Raw genomic sequence first — 17,582 nt, 5'->3', positions numbered from 1 at the left:
GAACCCTAGGGGAACCGGCCCGGACGGCACTGTCCATGATTCGACCCCGCAAGAGTGACAGGATATAGTTGAACGCGTTCAAGAAACGGGGTGCGGGCGTGTGGATCCTGGTGAACCTGCTGGTCATGGTGGGGATGTTGTTCGTCGTCCCGGGCGGGATGGACCTGCTCGGCACGCGGGTGACGAAGTTCTGGTACGCCGGGGCGGCGGCCGGCTCGGTGAGCCTCTGGTTGCCGCGGGGCGGGTGGGCGGCCGGGCTCGCGGTGATCTATGCGCTGAGTGTGGGAGTGCTTTTCGCGTACCGTAGAAGGCTGCCTTTGATCTTGCTGGGGATCGCCGCGGTGGCGTTGATCGCCGAGCGTGCCGGGCACGAACTCTTCGGCTTCGAGACCGGTGTGCTGGCGCTGACCGTCGCACACTTCCACTTCGCCGGATTCGCCGCGGCGCTGATCGCCGGGCTGCACCGGCGGATCTCGCCGGGCCGCCTCGCCGACGCCGCCGCGCTGACCGTGCCCGCCGGGACGCTGCTGGTGCTGATCGGCTACTTCACCGGTGAGTTCGTCGAGCTGGCCGGCGCGGTCGTGCTGACCGCCGGCATGTGGGCCGTCGGCTGGCTGACCTGGCGGCATGCGCGCGGCGGGCGGTACGACCGGCTGACGGCGGTGCTGCTCGGGATCTCGGCCGTGGTGCTGGCGGCGTCGATGGTGCTCGCCCTGAGCTGGGCGCTGGGTGAGGCGACCGGCCTGCCGCATCCGTCGCTGGGCTGGATGGCGGCGACGCACGGGGTGGCGAACGCGCTGGGGTTCGCGGTGTGCGGGATCGTGGGATGGCGCCGCACCCCGTTCCGGTCCGGCGCCATCCCCCTGCGAGCGGTCGTGCCGAGCTTCCGCGAAGGCCCGGCGCACCCCACGCCGGGCCCGAGATGACCCGGCGGCACCCTGTCGCCGGTGTCCGCGGAAGCTCAGCACTACCAACCAGGCGCTGGTCCGGCGACCGCCCGGCGCCCCATACGCCGAGCCGGACGCGAGCCGGCACCCCTCTCGTGCGCCGGGCCAGGAACGGCCCGGTCTCTCACCCTTTGCCGGGCCCCGAGTTGGCCCGGCATCTCAACGCGCGCGGCCTGGCGGTGGCCACGCGCGCGAGCCCAGTTCCGGAAGTATCGACTCGACCCCGTAAACGCGTCAACCGTCAGACCGCAAGATGGCAGTAAATGCAGATGGGCGACTCCGAAACTATCGGAGTCAGCCGTGGCTGATGGCGGTCATCTCCTCGCGCGGCACGACCTTGATCCGCTTGCGGCCGTGGGGCTCGCCGAGCGCGATCTCGTGCTGGTCGAGCAGCTGCCAGCCGGCCCACGTGGTCAGCGGCAGTCCACGGCCCCGGAGGTAGGTGACAACCTCGTCCGGCTCCGGGCTGGTCGCCGCCGGCAGCCGGTCCCGGTCGCCGAGGAGGCTCGTGACGGTCTCGCCCGAGCAGCCCTTGGTGTGGCCGATCAGGCCGACCGGGCCGCGCTTGATCCAGCCGGCCACGTACATGCCGGGGATGTGCTCGCCGTCGAGGTCGAGGACCCGGCCGGCGGCGTGCGGGATGGTGCCGGTCGTGGTGTCGAACGGCAGGTCCGGCAGGGCGGTGCTGAGGTATCCGACGGCGCGGTAGACAGCCTGCACGGGCCAGTCCGTGAACTCGCCGGTGCCACGGACCCAGCCGTCGCCGGTCAGCTCCTGCGTCTCGGTGCGCAGCCCGGCCACCCTGCCGTCCGAGCCGAGCACCTCGACCGGGGCCTGCAGGAAGTACAGGTGCAGGCGGCGCGGCCGGTCCCGCGGGTCGCGGACGGCCCAGTTCTGCAGGATGTCCACGCACATCTTGATGTGCCGGGTCTTGCGCATCGCCTCGAGGCTGCCCTCGTCGAACTCGATGCCCTCCGGGTGGACGATCACCTCGACGTTCGGCGAGTGGTCGAGTTCGCGCAGCTCCTGCGGGGTGAACTTGACCTGGCCCGGGCCGCGCCGGGAGAAGAGGTGCACGTCGGTGACCGGGCTGGCGTTCAGGCCCTGGTGGACGTTGTCCGGGATCTCGGTCTCGAGCAGTTCGTCGGCGGTCTTGGCGAGGATCCGGGCCACGTCGATCGCCACGTTGCCGGCGCCGATCACGGCGACCTCACGCGCGTCGAGGGGCCACTCGCGCGGCACGTCCGGGTGCCCGTTGTACCAGGAGGCGAAGTCCGCGGCGCCGAAGCTGCCCTGCAGGTCGATCCCGGGGATGTCCAGGGAACGGTCCTTCTCGGCGCCGGTGGCGATCACCGTGGCGTCGTAGAAGCGGGCCAGCTCCTCCGGCTTGACGTCGATGCCGTAGGCGACGTTGCCGAGGAAGCGGATGCGCGGGTTCTCCATCACCCGGTGCAGCGCGTTGATGATCTCCTTGATCCGCGGGTGGTCGGGCGCGACGCCGTACCGGATCAGGCCGTAAGGGGTGGGAAGCTTGTCGAGGATGTCGACGGTGACCGTCGGGTCGGCCTTGATGAGGTGGTCGGCGGCGTAGATGCCGGCCGGACCGGCGCCGATGACGGCAACCCGCAGGGGGCGATCCATGGTTGTGCTTCCCTTTGCTTCCGGCGGTCAAGTTAGGCCGCCCTAACTTAGGTGGCCGACACGCACTGTAAAACCTGAACCTAGGTTGAGATCAATGCGGCGATCTTGGTCACACCGGACACCCTGCGGCCCGTCACGGCCGCATTTTCCCAGGTCAAAGCTTGTTTCGTACGCGTAAAGCGATCTTGGTCACGTCGAGCGGTGTGTGTGGCACCACACCCCGCGTCCCGAACTACGGTCGGGGGCATGCTCTCGGCGCTGTCCGGATTCGTCCTCATCGGCGCCATCGTGGCCGTCGGGTGGGCCCTGCGCCGGTGGGCCGGGCTCCCCGCCGAGACGAGCGGGCTCCTCGGCCGCGTGGTCTATCTCGTCCTCGCGCCGTGCCTGCTCTTCACCGGGGTCGCCGAGGCGGATCTCGGTGTCCTGTTCACCCGGCCGCTGCTCGTCTCCACACTCGCCGCCGTGCTCTGCTTCGCGATCTTCGCCGTCGCGTTCCGCCGCCGTGACCCCGGAACCCGGGTCCTCGGCGCCCTCGCCGGCGGCTACACGAACGCCAACTACATCGGCCTGCCGGTCGCCACGTACGTGCTCGGCGACGCCACCCTGGTCGTGCCGATCGTGATGCTGCAGCTGCTGATCATCACGCCGCTGGCGCTGCTCCTGCTGGAGGTCGTCACGACCGGCCGGGCGTCGTGGCGCTCGGTCCTGGGCCGCCCGGCACGCAACCTGCTGATCATCTCGGTGCTGCTCGGCGCGGTCGTCGCCCTGACCGGCGCGCGCGTACCGGCGGTGCTGCTGGACCCGGTCAGCACGCTCGGGCAGGCCGCGGTACCGATGATCCTGCTCGCGTTCGGCATGTCGCTCTCCGGCCGCCTGCTGCTCGAAGCGGGACCGGAACGCGCGCCCACGATCACCGCTGTCGCTCTGAAGGTGGCCGTCATGCCGGCGATCGCCTTCCTGCTGGCGCTGGCGGCGGGCCTGTCCCGGGAGGCGACGTACGCGGTGACGGTCCTCGCCGCCCTCCCGACAGCGCAGAACGTCTTCCTCTACGCGCAGACGTTCCGTACCGGGGTGGTGCTCATCCGGGACGCGATCTTCCTGTCCACGGTGGGGTGCGTGCCGGTGATGCTGGTGATCGCGTTCCTGTTCAGCCTCTGAGCTTGCCCGTATCCTGTCGCGCGTGGGACTGCGGTTCGAGACACGCGAATCCGGCTCGCCGTGGGTCGACAACGTGTGGACGTGCACGAGTTCGCGGGTGACCACGATGACGTCCGTCGCCGGGGTGCGCTGGGGCCTGGTGTTCTGGGAGCAGCACGGCAGGGCGTACGCGAGTGTCACCGGCCCCGAGACCCGATCCGGCACGGCGCCGGTTCCGGAGGGCGCCACCTTCACCGGCATCGACTTCGCCGTGGGCACCTCGCTGCGGGTCGTGCCGACGGCGGCGCTGGTCGACGGCGGCATCGAGCTGCCCGACACCACCGCCCGGACGTTCCGCCTCGACGGCTCCCGCTGGGAGACGCCCGGCCCCGACGACGCCGAGGCCCTGGTCGACCGGCTCGTCCGCGCAGGCATCGTGGTCCGCGACCCGCTCGTCGCCGCGGTGCTGCGCGGCCACCGGCCGTCCGCCTCCGGGCGCACCGTCGAACGTCGCTTCCGCGCCGCGACCGGGCTCACCCAGGGTGCGGTCCGGCAGATCTCGCGGGCCCGCACCGCGGCCGAACTCCTCGCGGGCGGTGACACGGCCGCCGACGTGGTGGCCAAGCTCGACTACTTCGACGAGCCGCACCTGGCCCGCGCGCTGCGCTCCTACGTCGGGCGCACCGCCCGGCAGCTGCGGTCGGGCGCCGGCGGAGCGATCGGCCTGGACCTCGATCAGCGCCGGACGTCGTAGATCAGCTTCAGGATCCCGTTCGAGTAGCTCTCCGACTCCCGCAGCGCCAGCATGTGCTTGTCCCGGTCGGCCCGGCCGAACACGCTCTTGCCGGCACCGAGCAGCACCGGGAAGACGAGCAGGTTGTACTGGTCGATCAGGCCCGCGTCCGCCAGCCGCCGGGCCAGCTCCGCACTGCCGTGAATGAAGATCGCACCGCCGTCGCCCGCCCTCAGCTTCGCGACGTCCTCGGTCGAGCGCAGAATCGTCGTCGGCCCCCACCCGTCGACCAGGGCGTCGTCGGACAATGAGGACGACACGACGTACTTGGGCAGGTCTTTGTAGGCGGCGTGGTCCTCCGAGCCGGGCCAGAACGGGGCAAAAGCCTCATAGCTGCGGCGGCCGAACATCAGCGCGGTCGTGTCGGCGAGCTCCTCGCCCTTCAGCGACCAGGCCTCCGGGACGAACTCGAGGTCCTTGACCACCCACCCGCCGCTGCGGTGCCCCTCCTCAGGCCCGCCGGGCGAGTCGACGACGCCGTCGAGCGACATGAATCCGGTGTAGACCAGCTTGCGCATCGTCCTTCTCCTCCTGCTCGGTTTGCTGCGCCCACGCTAGATCGGGGTGGCAGCACCCGTCTTGGACGGAAACGACACCCCGCGCGCGTGGTGCCCGGGTCAAAACGTTGCGTGTGGAGTTGAGGTGTGGAGCGGGGCCGATTTCCACACGCGGAGCGGCGCGCGGGTCGAGACGTTGTGTGTGGAGTTGGGGTGTGGAGCGGGGCTGATTTCCACACGCGGAGTGGGGGCGGGGCGAGGCGTTGCGTGTGGAGTTGGAGTGAGGAGCGGGGCTGAAGTTCACACGTGGAGTGGGGGCGGGGCGAGACGTTGTGTGTGGAGTTGGGGTGTGGAGCGGGGCTGATTTCCACACGCGGAGCGGGGGCGGGGTGGGAGGTTGTGTGTGGAGTTGGGGTGAGGAGCGGGGCTGAAGTTCACACGGGGTGGGGTCGCGGGGTGAGTGGTTTTCGGATATTCATGGTGATCACGTGCTGCGCGTCCGATGCGTGGCAGTTGAGCACACGGGGACTGAATGTTCGAGTTCAATCGCATCACCAGGGTCGCCGGTGGCATCGCCACGGTGACCGCCGCCGGTCTCGCGTTCACCGCGCTGCCGGCACAGGCCGCCGCGACCGCGACCGCCACCGTGGTCGCCCCGGGCAGCGTCCGCTTCGACGCCGCGCCGGGGCAGGTCAACAACCTGAGCATCTTCGCGCAGGGGCTGGTCGTGACGTTCGACGACGACGTCGCCATCACCGCCGGGGCGGGCTGCGCGCCGGTCGACGGCGACGCCACCCAGGTCACCTGTGACCTCGGCGGACCGGCCACCGCGTCGGCCCTGGTCGTCAACCTCCGCGACGGCGCGGACTCGGTCGGCAACGGCACCGGCTTCGCGCTCTCCGCATCCGGCGGGGCGGGCAACGACCAGCTCTTCGGCGGCCCGGGCGCCGACCTGCTCGACGGCGGCGCCGGCGACGACGTGCTGTACGGCAACGACGGCGACGACCTGCTGCTGGCCGGCGGTGGCGACGACGACCTGATCGGCGGGCTCGGCGCGGACGTGCACGACGGTGGTGCCGGGCGCGACGAGGCCTTCTACTCCGAGCGGTCGACCGGCATCGTCGTGGACCTCGACAACGCTCGCGGGGACGACGGCGAGCCGGGCGAGGGCGACTCGCTGCTGCGCGTCGAGGACGTCACCGGCACCATCGCCGACGACGTGCTGACCGGCAACAACAGCGACAACTCGCTGATCGGCAGCAGCGGCCAGGACACCATCGCGGGTCTCGGCGGCGACGACTACCTCGAGGGTGGCCAGAGCGAGTTCGACGGCCCGGACGCGCTGAACGGCGGCGCGAACCGGACCACTGCCGGTGACACCTGCCGGCTGAGCCTGGCCGGCGGCACTACCGCCGACTGCGAGACCGTCACCGAGGGCTGATCCCGAAAGGATCAGCAGAACCGGGGTAGGTGGTGGGCGAGTTGCGCGCGCCACGACTGCCAGTCATGCGGAACGTCGTGACCCCAGAGGTCGAGTTCATGGCGTACGCCCCTGGCAGTCAGCAACTCGCCCATCCGCCGCGTCGACTCCAGCGCGCCGGTGGTGTCCTCCCACTGCCCCTGCCCGCACACGAGCAGGATCGACAGCCGCGCCCGCAGCCACTCGAGGTGGTCGCCGTGCAGGTTGGCGACGTACGCCGCGGGGTTGTTGAAGTAGACCGCGTCCCCCGGCTCACCCCATCCGCCCCACGTCGTCGGGTCGTAGTTGCCCGAGAAGCAGAGCGCCAGCGGGAACAGGTCAGCCCGCTTGAACGCGAAGTTCAGCGCGTGGAACGCCCCCAGCGAGCACCCGGCGGTCACGATCTCAGCAGCACCGCCGCAGTCCGCCCGGATGTGCGGAACGACAGCGTCGACGACCCACGACTCGTACGCCGCGTGCCGCCGCGCGCGTTCCTCCAGCGGCAGGCCGGCCGCCGACCAGGTCCCCCCGTCGAACGAGTCGGCGCAGTAGAACTTGACGCGCCCCGCCTCGACCAGGTCCCCGACCGCCGCCACCATGCCGCGATCAGCGAACTCGCGCGCATATCCGCCCTCGCTCGGAAAGACCAGCACCGGCCGTCCGTAGTGCCCGTACGCGGCGAGCGTGCCGCGGGTGCCGTCCGGTGACTCCAGATCCGCCGTGTAGTGCCGCATGCCGTCATTCTGACGCGGCGGGACCCGCGCAGTTGCGGGACTTGCGGCGCACCGAGTACTCCCGGTCGTCGGTGGTGATCCCGGCGGCCTCGCCGTCGAAGTGTGCCTCCACCTTCCGCCGCGCGGCCCGCTGCTCGTAGTGCAGGTGCGGCGCCCCCGACTTGCCGGTCGAGCCCACCCGCCCCAGCTGCTGTCCCGTCACCACCTCATCGCCGACCTCGACCAGCGGCGGCTCGAGCATGTGCAGGTACTGCGTGTCCCACCGCCCACCATGATCGATCTTCACCCAGTAACCCGCCCCGCTGCCGCGCCGCCCCTTCGGGTTCTGCGGGGTCCGTTCGCCCAGCGTGCCGTTGACCCCCGCCTCGATCACCGTCCCGCCGAACGACGCCAGAATCGGCCGTCCCCACGCCGAACCCTTCGCCGGGAAGAAGTCGATGTCGTAGTCGTCGTGCCCCGGATACGTCCCGAGGATCCACGTCTCCCCGCAGGCCACCGGCAGCTGGAAGGCGGGCCGCGGCCCCGGCGGCAGCACCCGCGGAATCACCACGAACGCCCCGACGGCCAGGACGGCGACAGCGAGGACGATGGCGAGGGTGGCGCGGCGGGTCACCGTGCGATGGTGACAAGCCGGGGCAACCGCCGCCTCATGGCACCAGCGGACCGCGCACGACGTCCCGGGCCGCGTCGTGGTCACCGGAGAGCGCGCTCCAGGGCGCACGCCCCCACAGGGCCAGGAAGATCTCCGGCGCCGTCCCGGTCAGCGTGGCGACCGGCTCGCCGGGGCCGAGCAACCAGGAGACGCCCAGGTCGGACGCGGTGAAGCGGACAGCCGCCGGCAGCGGCGCGCACCGGCCCTTGCGGACCTGGCGCGGCACGAACATCTCGATCACCTCGGCGACGCCGTCGGCACTCTGCGCGGGGTCCAGCTGAGCGGGCAGCCCCAGCGCGTTCTCCGCGTCCCAGCGATGGATCACGGTCTCCAGCCAGCGCCTGCGCCGCCAGAAAGCGACGGTCCGCGGCTCCGCGAAGGTCCAGGCAGGGGAGGCGGCGTCGGCTTCGAGCGCTTTCACGAGGGTACGAGAGGAGCTGTCGAACCAAGCGCCGAGCTCTTCCGGCGGTGGCGCCGGCCGGTGGTCACCCCGCATCTCGGTCACCGCCGTCGCGGCCCAGAGGTTCCCCTCACCCAGATGCACGACCAGGTCCCTCAATGTCCAGCCTTCGCAATGCTCGACCGGGACACTCAGGTCCCGGTCGACGTAACCCGCGAACGTCGAGAGTTCCTGCCGCAGCAGCGCGAGATGGTCCACGGAAGGACCCTAATCCCGTGGCCCTCCGTGCATAAGGCCGTCCAGCCCGTCCGGCAGGGTGGCCGCCAGTGCCGGGTCGAACTCGCCGTCCACGAGGACGAAGACGACACGCGCGGTGACCTCGCCCCGATTCGCCCAGGCGTGGTCGGTGCCGCGCTGGACCACGACGTCGCCGGCGCGCAGGGTCACCTCGGAGTCGTCCAGGATCAGCGTGATCTCGCCCTCCAGGACGATGCCGTAGTCGATCGAGGCGGTGCGGTGGACCGGCGACTGGAGGCCGCGGGAGTCGAGGTGGCCGGGCCGGAACTCGTTGATGCGGATTTTGGTGCCGTGCGGTGGGGGAGGGACGGCGAGGGTGTGCTCGGTGGGTTCTGCGGGCTCGGTGGCGAGGATGCGTGCCGGGGCGCCCGACGTGTTCCAGATCTCGTGGAAGGTGACGCCGTCGGCGGGCAGTTCGCGGCTGACCGGCACCGGGCCGTCGGAGACGACGACCGAGACGCCGCCGGGCGTGTGACCGGTGACGACCCGGCGCGGGGTGCTCACGCGTGGCACGCGATCGGCCCGCCGTGGAACTTCACCATGTCGGGCCAGACGGACGGCACGGTGAGGCGGGTGTCGATCGGGTTGCCGGCCAGCTCGGAGTACGCGCGATGCAGGTTGCCGACGAACCGCTCGGTCTCCGCCCAGCCCTGGTACGGGTTGTCCCGGTGCTTGACCGCCGCCTCCAGGGGTTCGAGACCCTCCTGGTAGGAGACCGCCGCCACCTCGGCCACGTACGCGACATAGCCGTCCAGGTCGTCGAGCAGCGTGCCCACCTCGTCGCCGCGGCAGACCGGGCCGTGACCGGGCGCCAGCACCTCGGGCGCGAGCGCTCGCATGTGGGCGATGGCCCTGCGGAAACCGGCGACCGACCCCTCGAGGAGGAACGGCTGACCGCCCGCGAAGGCCAGGTCGCCCGCGAACAGCACGCGCTGTTCGGGAAGCCAGACCACGACGTCGTTGGAGGTGTGCGCCCGGCCGACGTGCTGCAGCTCGACCGGGAAGCCGTCCAGGTGCATCGTCATCCGGTCGGAGAACGTGATGTTCGGCGGGCGCAGGACCAGGTCGCCGTAGTCCGGCGCGGTGATCACCTTGGTGGCCTCCAGACCGGCGGCCAGAACCTCGTCGCGGCACCTGTCGTGTCCGATGACCAGGGTCTCCGCGGGCAGAAAGCCATTACCGTACGTGTGATCAGGGTGGTGGTGCGTGTTGACCACCGCCCGCGGCGCCCCGGTGCTGACCTTGGCGACCTCGGCGAGCACGGCACGGTTGCGCCGCTCGGTGGACGTGGTGTCCACCAGCACCGCGGCGCCACCGCCGTCGACGATCACGCCGCAGTTGTTCACCATCCAGCCGCCGTCGGGCTGCACGTACGCGTGGATGCCGTCCGCGAGGCGGTCCACGTAGGGGGTGCCGTCGTCCCAGGTCACGTCGGAAGTCTCCTTCGGCTCGTCTGTGTCCATTGGGTCATCCGCGGGTGCGCCGCACAACCGGTTCCACCATCGCCGTCGGCGATCGCTGGCATGCGCAGATCGGCCGTTCCGGTTTCCGCATGATCAACGATTGACTGCGACGGTGACGTGGCCGCTGTTGATCGTGCTGGCGTCGCTGACGGCGGTGGCGCCGGTGGCGACCGACCTCTACCTGCCCGGATTCCCCGCGATCGGCGCCGAACTGGGCGCGAACGCGAGCGGCGTCCAGCTGACGCTGACCACCTTCCTGGTGGGGCTTGCGCTGGGCCAGCTGGCGATGGGCCCCCTCTCTGATCGGTACGGCAGACGCGCGCCACTGATCGCCGGCACCGCTCTGTGTGCGCTGGCGGGAGTGGTGTGCGCCGTGGCGCCGTCGCTGAGCGTGCTGGTGGGAGCCCGGTTCGTCCAGGGATTCGCCGGCGCGGCGGGGATGGTGATCGGCCGCGCGGTGATCTCGGACCTCGTCGAGGGCCGGGCCGCCGCCCGCGCGTTCACGCTGCTGGTCACCGTCGGCGGCGTGGCCCCGGTCCTGGCGCCGCTGGTGGGCGGCCTGCTCTCGGGACCGGTCGGATGGCGGGGGATGCTGTGGGTCGTCGCGCTCCTCTGCGCCCTGATGGTCGTCGGCGTCGTCCTCGTGGTGCCCGAAACCCGACTGGGCGACATTTCCGAAAAATCCCCGCCAGGGGTTACGGGCGACATTTCCGAAATGTCGCCGGCCCGAGCTGTCGCCTCCGCGCGTGGCTTCTGGCCGCCGGTGGCCGTGTTCGCTCTCTCGTTCGGGGTGATGATGGCCTACATTGCGGCGTCGCCCTTCCTCTACCAGGACGTCATGGGGTTGTCGGAGATCGAGTACGGCCTGGCCTTCGGGGTGAACGCGGCCGGCCTGATCACCGCCGGCGCGGTCGCCGGTCGCCTGGTCAGCCGCTTCCACCCGGCGCTCATGATCCTGTGGTGCGTGGCCGTCCAGGTCGCCTCGACCGTCCTGTTCCTGGCGCTGGCCGTATCCGGAGCGCCCCCGTGGACCTTCGCCGTCGTCATCTTCGCAGCGGTGACCTGCAACGGCGGGATCATGGGCAACTCGGCGGCGCTGGCCATGGAACCGGTGCGCGCGGTGGCCGGCACCGGCAGCGCGATCCTGGGCTTCTGCCAGTTCGCCGTCGGCGCCCTGGTGTCGCCGCTGGTGGGCCTCGGCGGTTCGGGCTCGGCGACGGTCCCGGCGCTGGTCATGGCGCTCTGTTCCCTCGGCGGTGGTCTGGCCGCGTCACGTCAGTCCTCGTCCTCGACCGCCACGGCCACGTCGTAGAGCAGCTTGCGCAGCCACGCCACCCCGGAGTCCTTGTCCCGCCCGGCCTGCCAGTGCGCCGCCTCGATGATGCCGACCGGCGTCAGCGGCGTCTCCGCGATCACCAGATCCAGGATCGCGAGGCAGCGGCGGGCCAGCCGGGACGGCACGAACGCGCACATCTCGGTGCCGCCGACCGCGAACGGCAGCGTCAGCAGGCTGGTGACCTGGACCAGGACGGTACGGTCGCCGAGACCACGCTGTTCCAGCTCGATCTCCAGGGGGCGCTTCTGCTCACCCGCGGCGGTGAACGCGGCGACCGCGTGCGGCATGGCGGCCAGATCGTCCAGGCTCAGCGCGCCACCGGAGAGCCGGGGGTTGCCGCGGGCGACGATGCAGACCAGGTGATCGGTGAAGATCGGCTGGGTCTGGCCGGGGAAGTCGTAGCCGAGCGGGCCGATGATCAGGTCACGGCGCAGGAGCTGTGTCTCCAGCTGCGCGCCGTGGGCGTCGAGGGTGTCCAGGGCGACCGAGCATCCCGGCGCCCGCTCGGCCATCAGGCGGATCAGGGGCTCGGCGAGGACGGTCATCGCGTACTCGGACATGCTCACGCCGAACCGGCGGGTGCTGGACGCCGCGTCGAACTCCCGCTGCGTGCCGAGCAGCGCCTCGGCCGCGTCCACCGCCTCGGCAACCGCCGGGCGCAGCCGCTCGGCGAGCGGGCTCAGGTCGAAGCCGCGCCCGGAGCGGACCAGCAGTTCGTCGCCGAAGTGCCGGCGCAGCCGGGTGAGCGCGCTGCTCATCGCGGACTGGCTCATCGTCATCCGCTCGCCGGCGTGGGTGAGGTTGCGCTCCTCCAGCAGCGCGTGCAGCGACAGCAGCAGGTTCGCGTCGACCTCGCGCAGGCGTTCCTTCACTGCTTTAGTGTCCGGTACGAGGAGGCGCGCTGATGACGCTCGGCGGTACCGATCTCAACCTGCTGCTCTTTCTGCGCGTCCTGCTGGAGGAGGGCAACGTGACCCGCGCCGGCGCCCGCCTCGAGGTGGGCCAGCCGGCGATGAGCGCCGCCCTGGCCAAGCTGCGCCGCCGCTTCGACGACGAGCTGCTGGTCCGCGCGGGCCGCGACTACGAGCTGACGCCGTTCGCCCGCGATCTGCTTCCCGAGGTGCAGCGGTCGGTACGCCTGATGGCCCGCGCCCTCGACCTGGAGAACCGGTTCGACCCCGCCACCAGCGAGCGCACGTTCCGCCTGGCGATGAGCGACTACGCGGTGGCCGTCCTGCACGAGCCGCTGGTCCGGTTGCTGCGCGCCGCGGCGCCCGGTGTCCGGCTCGTCATCGACCGGATCGGCCCGAAGGCGCGTACCTCCGAGCGCACCCTGCTGGAGCACGACGCGCTGATCGCACCGCTCGGGTTCGGCTTCCCCGGCGAGAGCCGGCCGCTGTGGCGCGACCGGATGGTGCTGATCGCCGACCGCCACCATCCACGGCTGGCCGCCGGTGGACTCACCCTCGACGACCTCGCCGAGCTGCCGCACGCCGCCGCCACGTTCGGTCCCGGCATCCTGACACCGGTGGACCGGGTCCTCGGCGAGTTCAGCATCCACCCGCACATCGCCCTCCAGGTGACCGGGTTCCTGCCGCTCGCGTTCGTCATCGAGGGCACCACCATGGTGGCCGTGGTGCCCGAGCGCCTGGCCCGCCTGCACATGTCGGCGGACGGGCCGGTCACCATGATCGAGCCGCCGTTCGGCGAGGTGGTGCTGGCCGAGGGCTACTGGTACGCGCGGGACCGGCTCGGTGATCCCGCGCACCGCTGGCTCTTCGCCCGCCTCGACGAGCTGGCGGGGATGCTCACGCCGGAGCGCACAGAGCCCCCAGCGTCTGGCCCATGATGCGGCCCGGGTCCGCGCCGGGAGTGTCCGGGTGGATCTCCCACTCGGCCAGTTGAAGGCTGTTGTCGAGGACCATCTTGACGCGGGGGATGCGCCGGGCGTGGAACGCCGGCAGCACCGCGTCGACCGGGGCGCCCGAGGTCAGCATCTCGGCCAGGACCACCGCGTCCTCGGCGCACATGGCCGCGCCCTGAGCGATCAGCGGCGGGCACGCGTGCGCGGCGTCGCCGATCACGACGGTCCGGCCGCGGTGCCACGGCCCCTCGATCAGGATCGCCTCGATGTACTGGTAGTTGACGATCGCGTCGTCGGCGAGGCTGTCGCGGACCTCGCCCCAGACTCCTCCGTACCCTTGCCCGTGCTCTTTGAGGATCTTGCCGTTGGGGTGCTCGCCGACGTAGGCGCGGTCGAGGTTCTCCTCCAGCAGGAACGCGTAGCAGAGCTCGTCGGAGATCGGGGTGTAGCCGGCCTTGAACTTCGGGCCGCCGTAGTAGACGCCGGAGCTGTCCATCGCCGCCGGCCGCCGCGCGACCACCCGCCAGATGCCCATGCCGACCGGCTTCGGCTGCACGTCGATGCCGATCATCGAGCGGACCGCCGAGCGGATGCCGTCGGCGCCGACCACCAGGTCGACGGTCTCGGTGGAGCCGTCGGAGAGGGTGGCCACGACCTCGTCGCCGCGGTCGTCGATCGCCGTGACCGTGGTGCCCAGGCGCACGTCGACGCCCGCCTCGCGGACCCGCCGCGCCAGGATGCCGGCGAGGTCGGCGCGGAGCGCGCCCATGGTCGGCGGCACCGCGTCGCCGCCCATCGGCGGTGCGGGCATCTCCATGAGCTGGACGCCGTCGGCCCGGAACATGCGCAGCTTGTCGAAGGCGAAGCCGTGCTCGGCGAGCTCGTCGTAGACGCCGACCGCGTGGAACGCCTTGAGCGCGTTGCCCTGCAGCGTGATGCCGTGGCCCACCCCGCCGAGGGTCTCCCTGAGTTCGGCGACGACGACCTCGACGTTGTTCTGTGCCAGCGCGAGGGCGAGGACGCCGCCGGTGATGCCGCCGCCGACAACGAGGACTCTCATGGACTACTCCTTAGCAGCTGTGGCGAACTGGGAGGGGCGGGCGCCGGTGATCCACCCGACGATGTGGTCCGGCTCGGTGCCGGCCACGGCCACATCGGCGACCTTGCTGCCACGGTTGAGGACGACGACCCGGTCGGCGACCTCGTAGCACAGTGGCAGGTTGTGGGTGACCAGCACGATGGCGACGCCCTGGCCGGCCATCCGCCGGATCAGCGCCTCCACCTGCTTGGTCTGCTCGTACCCGAGGGCCGCGGTCGGCTCGTCCAGCAGCAGCACCCCGTTGGCGTCGCCGGTGACCCGGATGGCGCCGCGGGCCAGCGCGACCACCTGCCGCTGACCGCCGGAGAGCATCTCGACCGGCCGGGTCATCGGCGCGGTCCGTACGCCAAGCCGGTCCAGCTCCGCCTCGGACCGCTTGCGCATCGCCTTGCGATCGACGAACCCGAGCCAGCCCAGCGGGCCGCGCCGCAGGATCTCCCGCCCGATGTTGAGGTTGGTGGCGATGTCCTGCGGGTCGACGAGGGCCAGGTCCTGGTACACCATCTGGATCCCGGCGCCCGCCGAGTCGCTGGGCGAGTGGAACTGCACCTCCCGGCCGTGCACCCGGATCGTTCCGCCGCTGGGCCGGTGCGCCCCGGACATCACCTTCAGCAGCGTCGACTTGCCGGCGCCGTTGTCACCGAGCAGGCCCACCACCTCACCGGCGTCGACGTGGAAGTCGATGCCGGAGAGGGCACGGACGTATCCGTAGTGCATGTCGATGCCGCTCAGTTCGAGCGCGGGTGCCATGTCAGACCTGCTTTCTGTGCACCGAGAGGTTGGCGCTGGCCATCAGCCGGTTCGAGACGCTGACCTGCACGACCCGCTCCAGCAGCAGGGAGCCGAGCAGCAGCAGGCCGGTGGTGACGGTGGCCCAGTACGGCTGGATGCCGCGGATGGTGAGGCCGTTGGAGATGGTGGCCAGGATCAGGGCGCCGACCAGCACGCGGGGGAGACTGCCGCGCCCGCCGGTCAGCGCGACGCCGGCCAGGGCGACGGCGGTCAGCGCGTTGAAGATGATGCTCGGGCTCGCCTCGGGCGTCGCCTCGGTGGTGATCGCCGTGGTGACCAGGCCGCCGAGCGCCGCGCAGAGGCCGGAGATGACGAAGCCGAGCACCTTGTAGCGGTCGCTGTGGATGCCGGAGCGGCGGACCGCCTCGGCGTTGCCGCCGACGGCCATCAGCCGGATGCCGTCGCGGGTGCGGGTCAGGAAGACCGTGCCGACTCCGAACAGCAGGCCGACGATGTAGACCGGGGCGGGCACGCCCAGGTAGCGGTGGGTGCCCATGAACTCCAGGCCGGTCAGGCCGGGGAAGGTGTAGCCGCCGGCGATCACGGCGGCCAGGCCGGAGAGCGCGGAGAGCGTACCGATGGTGACGATGATGGGGTTGAAGCCGCGCAGCGCGATCAGCCCGTTGACCAGGCCGACGAGTACGCCGCAGGCCAGTCCGGCGATCAGGCCCAGCCAGACCGGCTGACCGTTGGTGATCAGCCAGCCGGTGACGCAGGCGGCGAACGCGGCGGTGCCCGGCAGCGACAGGTCGAGCACGCCGGTCATCACGCCGAAGCCGACACCGGCCGCGAAGATCGCGGTGAGCGCCGCGGCGTTCGCGATCAGCAGCGCGTTGTCCAGGGTCGCGAAGTAGGGCGCGCACCAGAACGAGAACGCCAGGATGATCAGGCCCCACAGCACGAAGATGCCTCGGTCGCGGACGAAGACCAGCGCGGCGACACCGCGCGGCATGTCATGGCCGGTGGGTACCGGTGTTTCCGCCTTCTCCAGAGGGGACGCGGTCACCGTCACTGCCCACTTCCCGCGGTCATCACCTTCTGGGGCACGACGATCTGCTTACCGGGCTGCGTCGGGTCCGCCATCATCGCGGTCAGGTTGTCGAACGACTGGACCATGTCGGCCTCGAACTGCAGCACGACCGAGGCGTAGATCTTGCCGTCCTTGACCGCCTTGAGCACCTCGTCGTTGCCGCCCGCCTCGGTCACGCAGGTCAGCTCCTTGCCGGCCGCCGCGTACGCGCCGAGCGAACCGAGCGCGGCCTCGTCGTTGACCGCGAGCACCGCCTTGGCGTTCGGGTTGCCCTGCAGCGCGCTGCTGACGTCGGTCTGCGCCTTGGCCCGGTCGGTGGTGATCACCTCGGTGACGATTCTGGCGCCCGGCGCGGTGGCCGCGAGGGCCTCCTTCTGCGCCTTCTCCAGCTCCTCCTTACCGGCGGTGCCGGCCTGCGACACCATGAAGATGACCTCGGCGGTGCCGCCCAGCTTCTCGTTGACGCACTTGCCCAGCTGCTCGCCGACGGCCTTCCCCTGCTCGGCGTAATCGATCTTGTCGAACGTGACGCCCGGCTGCATGCCGGACAGGCCGTAGTCCTCAGGAACGCCGTTGAGCAGCAGCGGGACCTTCTTCTCCTGGGCGGTCTTCACCAGGTCGGAGAGCGCCGCCGGCTGGACCGCGATCACCCAAGCGCCGCCGGCGCGGCCGGACTCGATGACGCTCTTCAGGTCGGTGAGCTGCTTCTGCGGGTCGAGGTTGGGGTCCTGGACGAGGACCTCGTACCCCTTGCTGCCGCCGTAGCCCTTCACACCCTCGGAGAGGTTCTTCATGGCGGGGATCTTGAGGCCGAGCGGGGAGAAAACGATGGTCTTGGAGGACTCACCGGAGCCGGCGGCGGCGCTGCCGTCGGCGGGCTGGGTGCCGCCGGAGCTGCACGCGGTGACGAGAAGAAGGCTGCCGACTGTCAGGGCGGCGGCACGACCGTATTTTTTCGAATCCATGTCAACTCCTGGGGCCTTGAGCGACAGCCGTTAACAAACGTGTGCTGGGTCACAGGGAACACGGGACTCCGTGGCGGCGGAACCCTCGTCGCGGTGATGCCAGGCATCGCCGTCCGGGCTTTCCCCGGTCAGCCGGTGCGCACCTAGCGTGAGGTCGTCACTAACAAGGAGGACATTTCCATGGCTTACGTCGTCAGCGCCACGTGGACCGCCGAGCCCGGCCAGGAGGCGGTCGTCCTCGACGCGATCGAGAAGCTGACCCCGCCGTCGCGTGAGGAGCCGGGCAACGTCTTCTACCAGGCGTACCAGGACCCCGCCGAGCCGAGCGTCTTCCGCCTGTTCGAGATCTACCACGACGAGGAGGCGTATGCCGCGCACGGCGCGTCCGAGCACTTCGCCAAGTGGGCGCTCGGCCAGGCCATCCCGGTCCTCGCCAAGCGTGAGCGCGCCTTCTACACCACGATCGGCTGACGTCG

At 70.9% G+C, this 17,582-nt stretch carries 19 protein-coding genes; 7 read left to right on the top strand and 12 right to left on the bottom strand.

The genetic code is table 11. The annotated features are described in order from the left end of the window. The first annotated feature begins 98 nt into the window (after positions 1–98). A complete protein-coding gene (locus tag AB0M02_RS28435; RefSeq protein ID WP_364232077.1) occupies positions 99–926 on the top strand; it encodes a YndJ family protein in 828 nt (275 codons plus the stop codon). A gap of 315 nt (positions 927–1,241) precedes the next feature. Here AB0M02_RS28435 and AB0M02_RS28430 read toward each other — a convergent pair whose 3' ends face one another. Next, a complete protein-coding gene (locus tag AB0M02_RS28430) occupies positions 1,242–2,588 on the bottom strand; it encodes an FAD-dependent oxidoreductase (RefSeq protein ID WP_364232075.1) in 1,347 nt (448 codons plus the stop codon). A 246-nt stretch (positions 2,589–2,834) separates the two neighbouring features. Here AB0M02_RS28430 and AB0M02_RS28425 point away from each other — a divergent pair, with 246 nt between their 5' ends. Continuing rightward, positions 2,835–3,746 (top strand): AEC family transporter, encoded by a 912-nt coding sequence (locus tag AB0M02_RS28425; protein ID WP_364232072.1) that lies wholly within the window; start codon positions 2,835–2,837, stop codon positions 3,744–3,746. Positions 3,747–3,768: 22 nt separating this feature from the next. Further along, positions 3,769–4,479: a helix-turn-helix domain-containing protein gene (locus tag AB0M02_RS28420; RefSeq protein ID WP_364232070.1), complete on the top strand. Its 711-nt coding sequence runs from the start codon at positions 3,769–3,771 to the stop codon at positions 4,477–4,479. On the opposite strand, the gene AB0M02_RS28415 is transcribed toward AB0M02_RS28420, so the two are convergent. Beyond that, positions 4,461–5,036 carry a dihydrofolate reductase family protein gene (locus AB0M02_RS28415; RefSeq protein ID WP_364232067.1) on the bottom strand — a complete coding sequence of 192 codons (576 nt, stop codon included), beginning with the start codon at positions 5,034–5,036 and terminating at the stop codon, positions 4,461–4,463. The two genes, AB0M02_RS28420 and AB0M02_RS28415, sit on opposite strands and share 19 nt — an antisense overlap. Positions 5,037–5,547: 511 nt before the next feature. On the opposite strand from AB0M02_RS28415, the gene AB0M02_RS28410 reads away from it, so the two are divergent. Beyond that, on the top strand, positions 5,548–6,456 hold the full coding sequence (locus tag AB0M02_RS28410) for a hypothetical protein (RefSeq protein ID WP_364232064.1): 909 nt from the start codon (positions 5,548–5,550) through the stop codon (positions 6,454–6,456). 11 nt (positions 6,457–6,467) lie between these two features. On the opposite strand, the gene AB0M02_RS28405 is transcribed toward AB0M02_RS28410, so the two are convergent. From AB0M02_RS28405 to AB0M02_RS28385, 5 genes are read right to left on the bottom strand one after another with little or no spacing between them, the layout of a single operon-like run. Further along, positions 6,468–7,208, bottom strand: coding sequence for an alpha/beta hydrolase-fold protein (locus AB0M02_RS28405; protein WP_364232061.1), 741 nt, complete (start codon positions 7,206–7,208; stop codon positions 6,468–6,470). Positions 7,209–7,212: 4 nt separating this feature from the next. After that, a complete protein-coding gene (locus AB0M02_RS28400; RefSeq protein ID WP_364232059.1) occupies positions 7,213–7,821 on the bottom strand; it encodes a M23 family metallopeptidase in 609 nt (202 codons plus the stop codon). Between the two features lie 34 nt (positions 7,822–7,855). Beyond that, positions 7,856–8,518 (bottom strand): maleylpyruvate isomerase family mycothiol-dependent enzyme, encoded by a 663-nt coding sequence (locus tag AB0M02_RS28395; protein WP_364232056.1) that lies wholly within the window; start codon positions 8,516–8,518, stop codon positions 7,856–7,858. Between the two features lie 9 nt (positions 8,519–8,527). After that, the gene (locus tag AB0M02_RS28390) at positions 8,528–9,061 is read right to left on the bottom strand and encodes a cupin domain-containing protein (protein ID WP_364232053.1); all 534 of its coding nucleotides are present in this window, start codon (positions 9,059–9,061) and stop codon (positions 8,528–8,530) included. After that, on the bottom strand, positions 9,058–10,020 hold the full coding sequence (locus AB0M02_RS28385; RefSeq protein WP_364232050.1) for an MBL fold metallo-hydrolase: 963 nt from the start codon (positions 10,018–10,020) through the stop codon (positions 9,058–9,060). The genes AB0M02_RS28390 and AB0M02_RS28385 overlap by 4 nt, the downstream gene beginning before the upstream one ends. A 100-nt stretch (positions 10,021–10,120) precedes the next feature. Between AB0M02_RS28385 and AB0M02_RS28380 the strand changes: the two genes are divergently transcribed. Beyond that, positions 10,121–11,332 carry a multidrug effflux MFS transporter gene (locus AB0M02_RS28380; protein WP_364232047.1) on the top strand — a complete coding sequence of 404 codons (1,212 nt, stop codon included), beginning with the start codon at positions 10,121–10,123 and terminating at the stop codon, positions 11,330–11,332. Here the strand turns inward: AB0M02_RS28380 and AB0M02_RS28375 are convergent. Continuing rightward, entirely contained in the window at positions 11,296–12,228 is a 933-nt protein-coding gene (locus AB0M02_RS28375) for a LysR family transcriptional regulator (protein ID WP_364232045.1), read from the bottom strand. The genes AB0M02_RS28380 and AB0M02_RS28375 overlap by 37 nt on opposite strands. Before the next feature lie 32 nt (positions 12,229–12,260). Here AB0M02_RS28375 and AB0M02_RS28370 point away from each other — a divergent pair, with 32 nt between their 5' ends. Next, entirely contained in the window at positions 12,261–13,205 is a 945-nt protein-coding gene (locus AB0M02_RS28370) for a LysR family transcriptional regulator (RefSeq protein ID WP_364232042.1), read from the top strand. Here AB0M02_RS28370 and AB0M02_RS28365 read toward each other — a convergent pair. The 4 genes from AB0M02_RS28365 to AB0M02_RS28350 are packed head-to-tail and all read right to left on the bottom strand — an operon-like array spanning position 13,165 to position 17,106. Beyond that, the gene (locus tag AB0M02_RS28365) at positions 13,165–14,280 is read right to left on the bottom strand and encodes an FAD-dependent monooxygenase (protein WP_364232039.1); all 1,116 of its coding nucleotides are present in this window, start codon (positions 14,278–14,280) and stop codon (positions 13,165–13,167) included. The two genes, AB0M02_RS28370 and AB0M02_RS28365, sit on opposite strands and share 41 nt — an antisense overlap. Before the next feature lie 3 nt (positions 14,281–14,283). Beyond that, positions 14,284–15,069 (bottom strand): ATP-binding cassette domain-containing protein, encoded by a 786-nt coding sequence (locus AB0M02_RS28360; RefSeq protein WP_364232036.1) that lies wholly within the window; start codon positions 15,067–15,069, stop codon positions 14,284–14,286. 1 nt (position 15,070) lies between these two features. Then, positions 15,071–16,117, bottom strand: a complete 1,047-nt coding sequence (locus tag AB0M02_RS28355; RefSeq protein WP_364232034.1) for an ABC transporter permease — start codon at positions 16,115–16,117, stop codon at positions 15,071–15,073. A gap of 2 nt (positions 16,118–16,119) precedes the next feature. Next, complete coding sequence (locus AB0M02_RS28350; RefSeq protein WP_364232031.1) at positions 16,120–17,106, bottom strand: sugar ABC transporter substrate-binding protein; 987 nt, start codon at positions 17,104–17,106, stop codon at positions 16,120–16,122. Between the two features lie 180 nt (positions 17,107–17,286). Between AB0M02_RS28350 and AB0M02_RS28345 the strand changes: the two genes are divergently transcribed. After that, positions 17,287–17,577 carry a putative quinol monooxygenase gene (locus tag AB0M02_RS28345; protein ID WP_364232029.1) on the top strand — a complete coding sequence of 97 codons (291 nt, stop codon included), beginning with the start codon at positions 17,287–17,289 and terminating at the stop codon, positions 17,575–17,577. Positions 17,578–17,582 lie beyond the last annotated feature (5 nt).

Origin of the sequence: Actinoplanes sp. NPDC051861, from assembly GCF_040681145.1 — a bacterium.
Classification (GTDB): Bacteria; Actinomycetota; Actinomycetes; order Mycobacteriales; family Micromonosporaceae; genus Actinoplanes.
This window is presented reverse-complemented; position numbering and strand designations above follow the sequence as displayed.

Excerpts from the sequence above, each read along its gene's own strand:
- AB0M02_RS28430 (WP_364232075.1), bottom strand. The coding sequence starts at position 2,588 with ATGGATCGCCCCCTGCGGGTTGCCGTCATCGGCGCCGGTCCGGCCGGC.
- AB0M02_RS28425 (WP_364232072.1), top strand. The coding sequence starts at position 2,835 with ATGCTCTCGGCGCTGTCCGGATTCGTCCTCATCGGCGCCATCGTGGCC.
- AB0M02_RS28415 (WP_364232067.1), bottom strand. The coding sequence starts at position 5,036 with ATGCGCAAGCTGGTCTACACCGGATTCATGTCGCTCGACGGCGTCGTC.
- AB0M02_RS28410 (WP_364232064.1), top strand. The coding sequence starts at position 5,548 with ATGTTCGAGTTCAATCGCATCACCAGGGTCGCCGGTGGCATCGCCACG.
- AB0M02_RS28405 (WP_364232061.1), bottom strand. The coding sequence starts at position 7,208 with ATGCGGCACTACACGGCGGATCTGGAGTCACCGGACGGCACCCGCGGC.
- AB0M02_RS28385 (WP_364232050.1), bottom strand. The coding sequence starts at position 10,020 with ATGGACACAGACGAGCCGAAGGAGACTTCCGACGTGACCTGGGACGAC.
- AB0M02_RS28370 (WP_364232042.1), top strand. The coding sequence starts at position 12,261 with ATGACGCTCGGCGGTACCGATCTCAACCTGCTGCTCTTTCTGCGCGTC.
- AB0M02_RS28365 (WP_364232039.1), bottom strand. The coding sequence starts at position 14,280 with ATGAGAGTCCTCGTTGTCGGCGGCGGCATCACCGGCGGCGTCCTCGCC.
- AB0M02_RS28360 (WP_364232036.1), bottom strand. The coding sequence starts at position 15,069 with ATGGCACCCGCGCTCGAACTGAGCGGCATCGACATGCACTACGGATAC.
- AB0M02_RS28350 (WP_364232031.1), bottom strand. The coding sequence starts at position 17,106 with ATGGATTCGAAAAAATACGGTCGTGCCGCCGCCCTGACAGTCGGCAGC.
- AB0M02_RS28345 (WP_364232029.1), top strand. The coding sequence starts at position 17,287 with ATGGCTTACGTCGTCAGCGCCACGTGGACCGCCGAGCCCGGCCAGGAG.